The 14,433-nt window shown below is 51.8% G+C and carries 11 protein-coding genes; 5 read left to right on the top strand and 6 right to left on the bottom strand.

From position 1 onward, the window contains the following. Window positions 1-4: 4 nt before the first annotated feature. The gene (locus tag ACO0LL_RS01270; protein ID WP_422949075.1) at window positions 5-556 is read right to left on the bottom strand and encodes a thymidine kinase; all 552 of its coding nucleotides are present in this window, start codon (window positions 554-556) and stop codon (window positions 5-7) included. A 380-nt stretch (window positions 557-936) separates the two neighbouring features. Between ACO0LL_RS01270 and ACO0LL_RS01265 the strand changes: the two genes are divergently transcribed. Then, on the top strand, window positions 937-1,419 hold the full coding sequence (locus ACO0LL_RS01265; RefSeq protein ID WP_422949074.1) for an Hsp20 family protein: 483 nt from the start codon (window positions 937-939) through the stop codon (window positions 1,417-1,419). Window positions 1,420-1,558: 139 nt separating this feature from the next. Here the strand turns inward: ACO0LL_RS01265 and ACO0LL_RS01260 are convergent, their stop codons facing one another. From ACO0LL_RS01260 to ACO0LL_RS01250, 3 genes are read right to left on the bottom strand one after another with little or no spacing between them, the layout of a single operon-like run. Next, complete coding sequence (locus tag ACO0LL_RS01260) at window positions 1,559-2,893, bottom strand: TolC family protein (RefSeq protein WP_422949073.1); 1,335 nt, start codon at window positions 2,891-2,893, stop codon at window positions 1,559-1,561. A 9-nt stretch (window positions 2,894-2,902) separates the two neighbouring features. Continuing rightward, complete coding sequence (locus tag ACO0LL_RS01255) at window positions 2,903-6,019, bottom strand: efflux RND transporter permease subunit (protein WP_422949072.1); 3,117 nt, start codon at window positions 6,017-6,019, stop codon at window positions 2,903-2,905. After that, complete coding sequence (locus tag ACO0LL_RS01250) at window positions 6,012-7,163, bottom strand: efflux RND transporter periplasmic adaptor subunit (protein ID WP_422949071.1); 1,152 nt, start codon at window positions 7,161-7,163, stop codon at window positions 6,012-6,014. Before ACO0LL_RS01250 ends, ACO0LL_RS01255 begins: the two co-directional genes overlap by 8 nt. A gap of 229 nt (window positions 7,164-7,392) precedes the next feature. On the opposite strand from ACO0LL_RS01250, the gene ACO0LL_RS01245 reads away from it, so the two are divergent. Both ACO0LL_RS01245 and ACO0LL_RS01240 read left to right on the top strand, forming a co-directional pair. Then, window positions 7,393-8,058 (top strand): response regulator transcription factor, encoded by a 666-nt coding sequence (locus ACO0LL_RS01245; RefSeq protein ID WP_422949070.1) that lies wholly within the window; start codon window positions 7,393-7,395, stop codon window positions 8,056-8,058. Next, window positions 8,058-9,422, top strand: a complete 1,365-nt coding sequence (locus tag ACO0LL_RS01240) for a sensor histidine kinase (protein ID WP_422949069.1) — start codon at window positions 8,058-8,060, stop codon at window positions 9,420-9,422. Before ACO0LL_RS01245 ends, ACO0LL_RS01240 begins: the two co-directional genes overlap by 1 nt. Before the next feature lie 66 nt (window positions 9,423-9,488). Here ACO0LL_RS01240 and ACO0LL_RS01235 read toward each other — a convergent pair whose 3' ends face one another. Next, a complete protein-coding gene (locus ACO0LL_RS01235) occupies window positions 9,489-10,625 on the bottom strand; it encodes an alpha-hydroxy acid oxidase (protein WP_422949068.1) in 1,137 nt (378 codons plus the stop codon). 117 nt (window positions 10,626-10,742) lie between these two features. After that, window positions 10,743-11,648 (bottom strand): LysR family transcriptional regulator, encoded by a 906-nt coding sequence (locus tag ACO0LL_RS01230; RefSeq protein ID WP_422949067.1) that lies wholly within the window; start codon window positions 11,646-11,648, stop codon window positions 10,743-10,745. A gap of 128 nt (window positions 11,649-11,776) precedes the next feature. Between ACO0LL_RS01230 and hmgA the strand changes: the two genes are divergently transcribed. Together hmgA and fahA are read left to right on the top strand one after the other, a co-directional pair. Then, entirely contained in the window at window positions 11,777-13,096 is a 1,320-nt protein-coding gene (gene hmgA / locus ACO0LL_RS01225; RefSeq protein WP_422949066.1) for a homogentisate 1,2-dioxygenase, read from the top strand. Then, window positions 13,097-14,428, top strand: a complete 1,332-nt coding sequence (fahA, locus tag ACO0LL_RS01220; RefSeq protein WP_422949065.1) for a fumarylacetoacetase — start codon at window positions 13,097-13,099, stop codon at window positions 14,426-14,428. It begins immediately after the preceding gene. Window positions 14,429-14,433 lie beyond the last annotated feature (5 nt).

Below are 14,433 nucleotides of genomic sequence, written 5' to 3'. Positions count from 1 at the left end.
ATTGTTAGCCAGCGTAAAAGCAGCGGCCACATACATGTTGATAACGCTCATTTCCACCAATATCAATTTGTTCGCCAGATTTCATGCGTCTGCCATTTTCATCAACGCGGATATTCATCGTGGCCTTCTTGCCGCAAGCGCAGATGTTTTTTAATTCTTCTATATCGTCCGCGAGCGCCAGCAAATATGCCGAGCCGGTAAATGGCTCACCCAAAAAATCACTGCGTAAGCCATAGCAAATCACTGGCACACCGCGCACCTGTGCCAATTGATGTAGCTGGCGTACTTGGTCAGCAGACAGAAATTGCGCTTCATCAACAAGCACGCAACTGACCTTCGGTGTCTCTGCCAAAAAATCGAAATTCGTATCGAAAACTTCAGCCTGCCTTTGTGGCCCCAAGCGTGAAGTGACTTTACCTGCACCATAACGGTTGTCTATGGCAGCGGTATAGAGAAGGACTTTTTGTCCCTGCTCTTCATAGTTGTGTGCCACCTGCAAAAGTGCGGTGGATTTCCCGGCGTTCATTGCTGAGTATCTGAAGTAGAGCTTGGCCATGCCTGTTTCCTGTTTGGTTCCTGGTGGACTGTTGTCAATCTTGTTGATGATGACAGTCGATTTATTGTCAATTTTATTGAAGATGGGACTTCCGCAAAACCGCCCCAGCTGCGTTGCAGCTCCTAGCCGTACTTAAAGTACTGTCTTCGTCGCTACGCCTTGCTGGGACAATTTTGCGTAAGTCCTAGAAGAAAAATTTTTTATAAAAGGCTCTTGAAACTCTTTGTACCAGTACCATTTTCTACTCAGCAGATGCTCAAAAGCGAGGTTTGCTGAAGAAGTAAAAGCAGTAGTGTCAAAGTAGTAGCTTCAAAGCAGTAGTTTTAAAAAAAGTTTCTAAACATTTAATTTATATCGCTTCAATTTATAAGGATATTATCATGCGTAATTTTGACTTCGCTCCTCTGTACCGTTCCGCTATCGGTTTTGACCGTCTCGCACAATTGTTTGATGACGCACAACGTACAGAAAATGCACCCAGCTATCCCCCCTACAATATTGAGTTGATTGCAGAAGATAAATATGCAATCACCATGGCAGTTGCCGGCTTTGACCGAAGCGAACTCGACATCGAAACCGAGCGCGATACCCTGAAAATCGTAGGCCGCCGTCAAAAGGCAGAAGGTGCACGCAACTTCCTGCACCGTGGCATTGCCTCACGTGATTTTGAACACCGTTTCCGCCTGGCTGACCATGTCAAAGTTGTCACTGCGCGTCTCGATAATGGTTTGTTGAGCATTGAACTGGTACGTGAAATTCCAGAAGCACACAAACCACGTCGCATCCTGATTGATGCCGAGAATCTGCAACTGGTAGAACAGCAGGCTCAGGTGCAAAACCAATTGCAACGTCAGGTTGCTTAAGTAATATCAAGCAATATCAAGCAATAAATCTGGCCCATGCGTAAACATGGGACTGTCTCCAAAAATGAAGCATAAAAGCATGGGCTTGCCCATGCTTTTATGCTACGCTTGCCTGTAATGTGACAAGCTTATTTTTCCCTTATTTCATCTGATAAGCAGTGCTTTGTTGCAGCTTGATTCTGGCCATCGCCAAAGTAGCTTCTGCCTGTAGATAGGCCTGATAAATTTCATCGGCATTGCGTTGGGCATTCAAGAGTTCCAGCATCGACGCTGCCCCTTTGCGATAGCTGGTACGCACGCTCTGTAGCAAACGGTCAGAATCCTCAAGTACGTGTTCCTTATAGTTTTTGATATTTTGCAAAGCAGCCTGATATTGCAGATAGCTACCCCTGACCTCGGTTTCTGCCTTCATCAAGGTTGAGCGCAATTGCAGTTGCGCCTGTGTCAGCGCTGATTGCGCCTGGCTTAATTCGCCACTTTGCATGCGTGAAAAAGGAATAGGAATCGTGACCGTCAGGCTCAGCGGACTCGAACGTTCAGCCGGAGAATTCGTGACTGTACCGCTGGCATTCTGTATCGCGTTGACCCTTGGCGTGTTCTTGATACCAAGGTTGACCACAGGATCGATCCAGCGATTGGCTCTTGCCAGTTCTATATTGTCCTTGGCATTTTCACTGGCTGAACGCGCCACTTGTATGTCTTCCCGTTTTTCCAGGGCTTGCCGTGTCAGGGTGGTCAGATCTGCCGTCATCTCATCCTGGCTGCCGCTGCAATCGATTTTCCTGTCTGCAAAAATCTCTTGATAGCTTTTTCCGAGGAAATTCGATAATTCCGCTTCAGCATTAATGGTATCAGCGCGGGCGCTGGTGACATCCATGGCAAAGCGATCAGCTTCGACTTTTGATTGCACTAGTTCCTGCTTGCCTATGTCGCCGGTTTTGAAACGTGTTTCATTCATCTTCACAATATCGCGCATGGCATTCAGGCTGCTATCCCGACGTGCCAGCGACATGGCAGAGCGGCAGGTTTCTGTAAAAGCGTTTGAGGCATCGCTCAATAGCTGCCGCCGGTAGGCTGAGACACCGGCTTCGGTCAGGCGTACATTGCTCTCCGCTGCCTGTATTCTTGCACCTCTCTTGTTGGCAGTTTCCACAGTAATGGCGATACCTGCTATCGACGTGGTCGCAGTATTGGGCTTGTTTGGGCCATACATTTCTCTGGAGTCAATACCTGCCGTCAATTGTGGGTCTGGTCGCACACTGGCGATGGAGATGCCGGCCCTGGCACTGGTGACGAGTTCTTGCTGCGCTTGCAGATCGAGGCTATTGTTTTCTACTGCAGCCAGGTATTGCTGCATGCTGACTGTATTTGTCTGCACATTGACCTGTGCATGAACCGGCAACTGCAACAACAATGGCAGCAGGCCGCACATCAGCGGCAGTCCATGAGATTTTTGTTTCTTAATTTTTTGCATGATGATTCCTTACACTGCATCTGCTACGCTGGCTTCATGGTGCGCGGCAGCTTTACTGTTTTTGTTTTCTATATATTTTTCTATCAGGTAATAGAGACCTGGCAGCCATACCAGGGTCAGGCCGGTTGCCGTGATCAAACCACCCACCACAACCGTGGCCAGCGGACGCTGCACGTCACTGCCCAGACCGTGGGCGATGGCAGCGGGCAGCAATCCCAGGGCAGCAACGCTGGCCGTCATCAAGACCGGACGGAAGCGTTCGCGGGCGCCATGCAATACCACGTCCCGCAATGACAATTTACCTTCGGCACGCAGACGATTCAGGTTCGACACCATCAAAATCCCATCCATCACGGCCACCCCAAACAGGGCGATAAAACCCACCGCGCTGGATACATTCAGCGTCATGCCGCGCAAATGCAGGGCGCACAAACCACCGATAGCACCGAGTGGCACGGCCATCAATATCAATGCCGGTTGACGCAGGTTCCTGAATTGTCCAAACAGCAGAATGAACATCAAGGCCACTACAACAGGCAAAATCACCGCCAGTCTGGCCTGGGCACGTTGCTGATTTTCAAACTGGCCACCCCAGGTAATCTGGAATTTGGAATGATCGTAGTTGACTTTGGCTTCCACCTGTTCCTTGGCGTCATCGAGGAAAGAAGCCAGATCACGCCCTTTCAGCCCCAGACCGACAGTCAGGTGACGCTTGCCCATTTCCCGCGTGATGGTGCTTTCACCATCATCCAGACGTATGCTGGCTACCTGCGCCAGCGGTATCCTGGCACCGCTGGAGGATGTCAGCATCAGATTGCCCAGCGCATCCGGTGTACTGCGCGATGCTTTGTTGAAGCGTATACCGATGTCATAGTGACGTTCATCAATAAACAACTGGGCTATGGGTTTGCCACCTATGCCCGTGCCTATCAGGTCGGTGATATCGGCAACGTTGACGCCATACCTGGCAGACGCGGCGCGATCGACTTCTATGCGTATCTGCGGCAAAGGTGGTTCCTGTTCGATAATGACATTTTCTGCACCAGGTACGGCTTTCAGCGTGTTTTCTACTTCTTTGGCAATACGGCGGGATTCCTTGAAATCATTGCCATACACTTTGGCGACCAGATCACTGTGGGCACCGGCAAGCTTGTCCAGTACGCCATCTATCATGGGTTGTGTGAAGCCGACATGGGTACCAGGCAGCTTCTCAAAACGCTGTGCCATTTTTTCTATGAGTTCTTGTTTGCTCCAGCCAGATTTCCAGGTGTCATACGGGTGCAGGGTGACGCTGACCTCGATGTGGGAAGGCGTCCATGGGTCCGTGCCTTCATCGTTGCGCCCCAGTTGCGTGACGATGGCGGACACTTCCTTGAACTCCATCGTGGCTTTTCTGAGTTCATCAGACATGCTGCCAGCTTTTTCCAGCGAGATACCTGGTGGCAAAGTGACCTGCAGCCAGATCGAACCCTCATCCAGAGTGGGCAAGAAATCGCGGCCTATACTGGCACCCAGTCCCACGACAGCGGCAAAGGCAAACACAAAGGCTGCAATCGTCAAGCGCGGTGAGTTGACAACTTTTTCCAGGACGGGTTTATAGATGGAGGAAAATTTTTCCAGCACCGGGTTGTGGAATACCTTGCGCGGCTTTTTATAGGCTACATAGGCCAGCCCGGGTATCAATACCAGTGAAACCACCAGTGCACCGAGCAGGGCAAAGCCGATCGCAAATGCCATAGGCGAAAATAATTTGTACTCTATGCGCTGGAACATGAACAGCGGCAGGTAGGCAGTGATAATCACGACCATACCGAAAAAGATGGGTTTGCTGACTTGCAGGGCAGCCGTCATGACATCTTTTGCTGTCAGGGGTTTGCCGCCATCTTCTTCAAACTTGCGCAGTATCTGTTCCATGACCACAATCGCACCATCTACCACGATACCGAAATCGATGGAACCCAGCGACAGCAAATTGGCCGGTATCTTGAAGTGATGCATGAAGATGAATGCCGTCAGCAAAGACATGGGTATCGTCACTGCAACAATCAGTGCAGCACGCGGGCTACCGAGGAAAAGCAGCAGCACCAGTGTCACCAATATCATGCCTTCGAGCAGGGTCCTGCCTACCGTGTGCAGGGTGGCCTTCACCAGCATGGTGCGGTCCAGGTAAGGCACGACCTTGACATCCTTGGGCAAGACATTTTCGTTCAAGTCTTTGACTGCGGCGTGCACGCCTTCCAGTACCTTGGATGGATTTTGGCCCTTGAGCAGCAAAGTGATGCCCTCTACCGTGTCCGGATTTTCATTCTTGCCGAGTATGCCACTGCGTTCCTGATTGCCGAGCTTCACCTCACCCAGGTCTTTCAACAAGACCGGCACGCCGTTTTTTTGCGTGATCATGATATTGCCCAGATCATCGAGGCCACTGATCAGGCCTATGCCGCGCACGACAAAACCTTGCTGCCCGCGTGTCAGTATGCTGCCGCCAGCACTGGCATTATTGGCATTGATGGCTTGCGTGATTTGCGCCAGGCTCAGGTTATATTTGCTGAGTTTTTCTGGTTCAAATTCCAGCAGGAACTGGGTAGTGATACCACCAAAATTGGTGACGTCGGCCACACCCGCCACCTGCTTCAGGCGCGGGATTACCTTCCAGAACTGCAGTTCGGACAGTTCACGCAGGTCACGGCTCTTGGATTCCAGCGTGTAGCGATATATCTCGCCTATGGGCGATGTCAGCGGATCAAGACCAGGCTGCGCACCATAGGGCAGGGTAACGGCGCTGATGCGCTCCTGCAAACGCTGGCGTGACCAGTAATCTTCCGTACCATCCTGGAACACGACGGTAATCAGGGACAGGCCGAAAGTGCTTTTGGAACGCATCACATGCATGCCGGGCGTACCCATGATTTCGCGTTCCAGCGGTATCGTGATCTGCTTTTCAACTTCTTCGGCCGCCAGGCCGCTGACCTGTGTCACTACCTGTGAAGTGGTGTCGGCGATATCGGGATAAGCTTCCAGCGGCAACTGATTCCAGCAGTAGATGCCATACATGGCGACCAGGATAAAGACGAGCCAGACAATGCCGCGTCTGGCGAAGCTGACTTTGACAATATTTTCAATCATTGAGGAGCACTCCCTCTTTGATGACGATGCGCTCGCCTGCTTTCAGGCCGGACAGGATTTCCAGTTTGTCGCCCACTTGGGCACCGGTCTTGACGATGCGCGGTTCAAATACCCAGGGTGTTTTTTCTACAAACACACGTGTATTAAAACCATTCTGCACTACGGCTGACGCGGGAATGGCAGGTGCCTGATGGGCCTGTCCACTCAAATTGACCTTGGCATACATGCCAGGTTTGAAACGCCCAGCCTTGTTGTCAATTGCAATCCTGAGCTTGACGCTGCGGGTATCTGCATCAATGACATCACCGACATAGCGTATCTTGCCTTCAAAGACTTCATTGTCATAGGCATTCAGGGTGATTTTGGCTGCTTGTCCGGCAAACACCAGTGGCAGGTCTTTCTCGGTGACGCTAGCGGTCATCCAGACAGTGGACAAGTCAGCCACGGTCATCAGGGGCGCATTGGTATCATTCCAGAAACCACCTTGCGCGGCGCTTAATTCAATGACCCGTCCGGCTATAGGAGAACGCAACTGGTAATGGTGACCGGTAGCGCCATCCTGGCTGACGCCTAGCTGTGCCAACCGGGCTTTGGTCCTGCCTACTTCCGAGCTGGCCTGGGAATAATCTGCTTCTGCCTGTTCATAATCTTTGCGTGCAGCAATTTCTGCGTCTACCAGGTCTTTCTGGCGCTGCAGATTGCGTTTAGACAATAAAAGCGCACTTTGTGCCTTGCTGGCATCACTGTAGGCCGTGGCAATATCGGCAGAGTCTATAGAAAACAGTACATCACCCACGCTGACTTTGTCGCCCAGACGTTTGTTCAATTGCAGTATGCGCCCGGCTACCGGGGGAACTACCTTGATGGATGTTGCCGCATCCAGCTCTATCGTGCCGGGAATGATGATGGCGCGTTCTATCGTCTGTTCAGTCACGGCAGCGACCGCTATTGATTTTCGTAATGGCGATGCCTCAGGCAGGCGTATCCCTGCTGCTTCCCGGATCAGGGGTAACTTGGCTTCGTCCGCCGCCTCTTTTTTGGATGCTGGTGCCTCTGCCTTGTTGCAGCCAGACAGCAGCATGCTCAGACAGACGGGGGCGAGCAGTACGCTTAGCGTATGCAGACTGGTATTGTTCTTATTCATTTCCACCTCAAGGGAATTCACCTGACAGCAAAGCAAACTAAGGCAGCCAGGTGTTTGCCGCAGCAAATAGTCAATTACAAATTTTGAGGCAGGATAGCAAGGCATTCTGTCGTCAACATGACAGAAGGCTGACAATAAGCTGACAATGAAAAATAAGCGGGAGCAGGCTTGGAACAGAGGTCAAAGAGGTAGAATATCCAGGTTGTTCATATGCTCATTCGGATATTTTATGCATGTCTTGTTGGTTGAAGATGACACCGTGATTGCGGATGGCATCTCCAAAAATCTCAAAGCTCACGGTATGGTGATTGATGTCGTCCATAATGGCCTCGATGCGCTGGCGGCATTGCAGCGGTCAGAGATTTCCATCATGGTGCTTGATATCGGTATTCCTGGCATTGATGGTTTTGAGGTTGTCAGACGCTTACGTAGTCAGAATGCCAATTTGCCAGTGCTGTTGCTGACAGCAAGAGATTCCATCCAGGACCGTGTACACGGGCTGGAACTGGGTGCCGATGATTATTTGGTCAAGCCCTTCGCCACGCCAGAACTGGTGGCGCGTATCAAGGCGCTGGTCAGGCGCAGTTCACCAGAAGCTACCGCCATGCAACTGGCGGGACTGACGCTGGACCAGACTGCCAAGCGCGCCCGCGTGAATGGCCAGACAATTGAATTGTCGGTACGCGAATGGGCTGTTCTCGAATACCTGATGCTGCAGGTCGCCCGCGTGGTATCCAAGCAGCAAATCATAGATGCCATCCTGCCGTGGGGTGAGGACATCACGCTGAATGCGGTCGAAGTGTATGTCTCACGCATACGCAGCAAAATCCTGGATGCCGGTGTCACCATCAGGACAATCAGAGGCTTTGGCTATATGCTGGAGAAAGCCAGTTGATGAATGCCAGCATACGCCTGCGATTACTGAAATGGCTGATCGCGCCTTTGTTGATCACCAACATCCTTGGCGCCATCCTGATTTATCGCCTCGCCTGGGGGCCTGCCAATGCCGCTTTCGATGAGGGCTTGACAGATACGGCCTGGGCATTGGTGCCAAGGTTGAAACTGGCCAGTGCCGATGTCGCCATTGATTTGCCACCGCAAGCAGAGCAGGTTCTGCGTGTCGGCCATTTTGACCCCATCTATTTCATCGTCAGGAATGTCGCAGGAAAAACTATTGCTGGTGATAGCGATTTCCCTTCCTTGCGCACATCCGAGCAATTGAATGAGCCCCTGGCCTACGATGGCATGATGCGCGGTGGCGGGATACGCGTTATTTCTCTTAAAGCCATGGTCGATGGCAAACCGGTTTTTATCGGTGTAGGTGAGACCCTGAGACGCAGGAATAATATCCGTTCCGAGATTTTTACTACCCTGCTGCTGATGGAGGGCTTGCTGGCAGTCATGTCCATCCTCATCGTCTGGTTCGCAGTGTCAAAAGGCTTATTACCTTTGAAGAAAATGCGCGCTGATCTGGATTCGCGCAGTTATGATGATTTGTCCCTGATTGACGTAGAACATAACGCACTGGAATTGCAGCCATTGGTCATGGCACTCAATGACTTGCTGAGCAAAGTGCAGGTAGGCGCTGCTGCGCAGCGTGATTTTGTTGCGAACGTGGCGCATCAGTTGAGAACACCACTGGCTGGCCTGAAAATGCAGATAGAGTGGCTGCAGCAGCGCTATGTAGCCGATGAAGAAACCAGTCGATCAATTGAATTGATGCTGTCATCGAGTGAGCGCGTGATACGACAGACCAACCAGTTCCTGTCACTGGCCAGGGCAGAGCCCAGCCAGTTTGTTGAAGCTTACCTGGAGAAGGTGGCGCTCGAAAAACTGGTGGAAGAAGCGATACAGCATTTCATAGAAGAAGCCGACAAGAAAAATATTGATCTGGGTTTTGATTTGTCCCCTGGCGATATCATGGGAAACCGCTTTTTGTTGCGCGATCTGATTGATAACCTGATCGACAATGCGGTTCGTTATACCCCGGCACAGGGAACTATTACTGTCAGTTGTCTGAGCCTGCAAGACCAGGTATTGCTGAAAGTCGAAGATTCTGGCCCTGGCATTGCGCCTTCAGATCAAGAGTTGATCTTCAACCGTTTTTATCGTATCAGCGATCAGTCAAATGGCAGCGGCCTGGGGCTGGCCATCGTCAGGGATATTGCAACAGACCATAAGGCAGAGATCAAGGTGCTGACTGGCAGCCAGGGGCAGGGAACGATTTTTGAGGTGATATTTCCCCGGTATAAAAACTAAAGCGCAACGCGTATTGTTTTATACCGGGTGTTGCCATTAAGTCCGTATGACTTAAGCACGTATGATTTAAGCACGTATGATGTTCGATGCGTTGACTTCACGAATATCCTTTGTCCCCGTCAAAGCCATGCTGACATCCAGTTCTTTTTGCAGGATTTCCAGCATGGTCGTGACACCTGCCTCACCCATCGCACCCAGACTATACAAAAAGGCACGACCTATCATGCTGCCCTTGGCACCCAGGGCAGTGGCCTTGAGTATGTCTTGTCCTGTGCGTATGCCACCGTCAAACCAGACTTCGGTCTGATGGCCCACCGCATCGACGATCGCTGGCAATGCCTGTATCGATGACATCGCGCCATCAAGCTGGCGGCCACCGTGGTTGCTGACGACGATGGCATCAGCACCGGCAGCGACTGCCAGTTTGGCATCTTCGACATCGAGTATGCCTTTGAGTATCAGCTTGCCGCCCCATTCTTTCTTGATCCAGGCGACGTCATCCCAGCTCAGCGTGGGGTCGAACTGGCTGGCTGTCCATTGGCTCAGCGTGACTATGCCATCGCCACCTTTGACGTGGCCTACAAGGTTGCCAAAAGTCTTGCGGCCAGTCAGCGCACGCAGGGCCCAGGCTGGTTTGGTGGCGAGGTCGATGACGTTTGCCAGGGTAAGCTTGGGTGGTACCGACATGCCGTTTTTCAAGTCTTTATGGCGCTGTCCCAAAATCTGCAAATCCAGCGTGAGTACCAGGGCCGAGCATTTGGCGTTCTTTGCTCTTTGTATGAGTTCTTTGACGAAGCCGCGGTCACGCATGACATACAGCTGGAACCAGAACGGCTTGGTGGTCACACTGGCGACATCTTCTATTGAGCAGATGCTCATGGTTGATAAGGTAAAGGGGATGCCGAATTTTTCTGCCGCAATCGCCCCCAGCATTTCACCATTAGCCCATTGCATGCCTGTCAGCCCCGTCGGTGCTATCGCTACCGGCATGGCGACTTCCTGGCCTATCATGGTAGTGCGGGTAGTGCGGTGTTCTACATTGATGGCAACCCGCTGCCTCAGCCTGATGGCTGCCAGATCGCTGGTATTGGCCTTGTAAGTCGATTCTGTGTAAGAACCGCTGTCTGCATAATCATAAAAAGCTTTTGGGACGCGCTTTTTGGCGAGCAGGCGCAGGTCTTCTACACAGGTAATGACGGGCATGGTTTACTCCAGCTGATTAATTATTTTTACAAGTGTAGGGGATAAGCTACATTGCATGGCAGAAAAGCTTTCAGAGTTTACATGAAGGATTTTCAGCATTGCCCTTGTCGCACAGCTTCACTCAAGAAATTGATCAGATATAAGGCTGCGCATCCACTGATTGCCTGCATCCTGATTGTAGCGCCTGTGCCAGAACATATTGGTCTGCAGGGCAGGTAAGCGCAAGGGAGACTTGACATAGCGCAAGCCAAATGGCGCGGCTGCGCGCTCCGCCAGTTTCTGTGGCACGGTTACCAATAAGTCATTGCAACTGACTATATACGGAACGGCAACGAAATGCGGCACGCGCAGATGACTGGCGGCGCTGATACCGGCTTTTTCCAGACTTTGGTTGACTTTAGCATAAGGATTTTCCCTTGATGCAACGATCAAGTGTCGTGCCGCCAGAAAATCCCTCATCTCCAGCCTGTCTGCCGCCAGCGGATGGCTTTGCCGGAACATGCAAACATAGTTTTGCCTGAACAAACGGCGCTGATACCAGGCATCGGACAAATGATCAAAAGCACCAATCGCCAGATCAACGCGGCCCGATTCCATTTCTGTTTTCAAATCAATATCACTGGCACGTACGGTAGATAACTGTAATTGTGGTGCCAGGCTATGCAGATGATCCGCCAGAATAGGCATGAAATACACTTCACCGACATCGGTCATGGCAATTGTGAAATGGCGCTTGCTGCTGGCAGGGTCAAAACTCTCTTGCCGGTTCAGTGCCTGGGTGATGTGGGTCAGTGCCAGTGCCACAGGCTCGGCCAGTTGTTCTGCCAGCGCCGTCGGTTGCATGCCTGTTGCCGTACGAACAAATAATTCATCATCAAAGCTGCGCCGCAACCGTGCCAGGGCATTGCTGACCGCTGGCTGCGACAAGCCCAGCTTGCGGGCGACAGAGGATATCTGGCGGTCTTGATACACTTCCTGGAAGATCACCAGCAAGTTCAGGTCTATGTCTTTGGGTTCCAGCATCAGTGTCCAATATTATTGTCGAGCATTATTGATTTTATGAATGTAGTACATTCTTGTATTTATATCGTAAAACAAGGCGCTTTGCATTAAAGTTCAAGTCTGTTCAATCAAGGATGGCAGGATCAGCTATGAGCAAGCATGACGCAAGAGAAGTTCAACTGCAGTACCAGACCGGTTTTGCGAATGAATTCGCTACCGAGGCATTGCCAGATGCCTTGCCCAAGAGCCAGAATTCCCCGCAGAAATGCGCCTATGGCCTGTATGCCGAGCAAATCTCAGGCACTGCCTTTACCGCCCCGCGCCATGTGAACCGCCGCTCCTGGGTATACCGCATACGCCCGGCTGCCATGCACCAGCCTTTCCAGCAAGCCAGCAATGGCCGCATGACAAATGATTTCGGCGCGACACCAACAACGCCAAATCAGTTGCGCTGGGACCCCATGCCCGTGCCGACTGAGGCAACTGATTTTGTCGATGGCTGGATGACCATGGCAGGCAATGGCTCTGCCGACGCGCAGACAGGTTGTGCCATTCATATCTACACAGCCAACCGTGACATGACGTCACGTTTCTTTTATGACGCCGATGCTGAGTTGCTCATCATCCCCCAGCAAGGCCGCCTACATATCCGTACCGAAATGGGTTTGCTCGATATAGAACCGCAAGAAATCGCCGTGATACCGCGTGGCGTGCGCTTCCAGGTGCACCTGCCTGATGGCGAAGCACGTGGCTATGTCTGCGAAAACTTTGGTTCCATATTGAAGTTGCCTGACCTTGGTGTTATTGGTTCCAATGGCCTGGCCAATCCACGAGATTTCCAGACGCCAGTTGCCTGGTATGAGGATAAAGAAGGTGATTTTGAATTGCTGGCCAAGTTCAGCGGTAATCTGTGGTCGGCAAAAATAGGTCATTCACCATTGGATGTGGTCGCCTGGCATGGCAATTTTGCGCCTTACAAGTATGATTTGCGCCACTTCAATACCATAGGCTCTATCAGCTACGATCATCCTGATCCATCTATTTTCCTGGTCTTGCAGGCTGCCAGCGATACGCCGGGTGTGGATACGATAGATTTCGTGATTTTCCCGCCACGCTGGCTGGCGGCTGAAAACACTTTCCGCCCACCCTGGTTCCACCGCAATATCGCCAGTGAATTCATGGGACTTATCCATGGTCAGTATGATGCCAAATCTACCGGCTTCCGCCCCGGTGGTGCCAGCCTGCATAATTGCATGAGTGGTCATGGCCCCGATGCACCGACCTTTGACAAGGCATCGGCAGCAGATACCAGCAAGCCACATAAAGTCGATGATACGATGGCATTCATGATAGAAACGCGTAATATCATCAAACCTACCCGCGCCGCCATGGAAGCGCCGCAATTGCAGGCTGACTATTATCAGTGCTGGCAAGGTATCAAGAAAAATTTTAATCCGGAGCAAAAATAAATGACGGTACAACTTAACGAAACCCATGATGTAGGCTTACGCAGCTGGGTAGCATCCGCGAATCAGGCTGACACGGATTTTCCGCTGCAGAATTTGCCGTACGGCGTGTTTCGTCGCCAGGGCAGCAACCAGACATTTCGTATCGGTATTGCGATTGGTGACCAGATACTTGATCTGGCAGCCGCCCATGCCGCCCATGCTTTTGCCGGTTATACCGAATTGCAGGGTGGCCATTTCACCAATGCCGTCAATGCCAGCAATCTCAATGCCCTGATGGGTTTGGGCGCGCCCGTATGGTCGGCATTGCGCCTGGCCCTGTCACGCGTCTTGCGTGAAGGTGCGAGTCTGCAAGGTGCATTGCAAGCCTGCCTGCTGGCACAAAGCGCAGCAGAGTTTGCCTTGCCTGCGCAGATTGGTGACTACACTGACTTTTACACATCCGTCCATCATGCCACGGCGGTTGGCAAATTGTTCCGCCCTGATAATCCTTTGCTGCCGAATTACAAATGGGTGCCGATTGGTTACCATGGCCGCGCCTCATCTATCGGTGTGTCAGGTCAGCAATTCCGCCGCCCGGTAGGCCAGACCAAACCGCCGACTTCTGAAACACCGGTGTTTGGCCCTGCCAAACGCATGGATTATGAAATGGAAATCGGCATCTTCGTTGGCCCCGGCAATGCGCTTGGCGATGTCATCAATATGGACAAGGCAGAATCGCATATCTTTGGCCTGTGCCTGTTGAATGACTGGTCAGCCCGTGATGTGCAGGCCTGGGAATACCAGCCGCTAGGCCCATTCCTTGCCAAGAATTTTGCTTCTACCATTTCCCCCTGGGTAGTGTCGCTGGAAGCGCTGGCACCCTACCGCCATGCCTGGACCCGCGATGCAGAAGACCCGCAACCCATGGCTTATCTGGACGCACCGGATTTACGTGACAGCGGTGCCTTTGATGTACAGCTTGAAGTCTTGCTGCAAACGGAAAAAATGCGTGCAGCAGGTGTGCCTGCCGAACGTTTATCCTTGTCGAATTTCCGCCATTCATACTGGACGATAGCGCAGTTGATTACACATCATACTGTCAATGGTTGCAATCTCAATCCTGGTGATCTGCTGGGCTCGGGCACGCAATCCGGTCCATTGGCTGAAGAAGCCGGTTCCTTGCTGGAACTCACTGAAGGTGGCAAGAAGGCATTGACCTTCAGTAACGGTGAGCAGCGCATTTTTATGGAAGATGGCGATGCCATCATCATGCGCGGCTGGGCACAGAAAGACGGTTGTGCACGGATAGGCTTTGGTGAAGTGGTCGGGACATTGTTGCCAGCCAGGACGTAAATTTT

The sequence above is a fragment of the Undibacterium sp. TC4M20W genome, from assembly GCF_049340245.1.
Taxonomy (GTDB): domain Bacteria; phylum Pseudomonadota; class Gammaproteobacteria; order Burkholderiales; family Burkholderiaceae_D; genus Undibacterium.
Note: the sequence above shows the minus strand (reverse complement) of the source record. Positions and strands in the feature narration are given on the sequence as shown.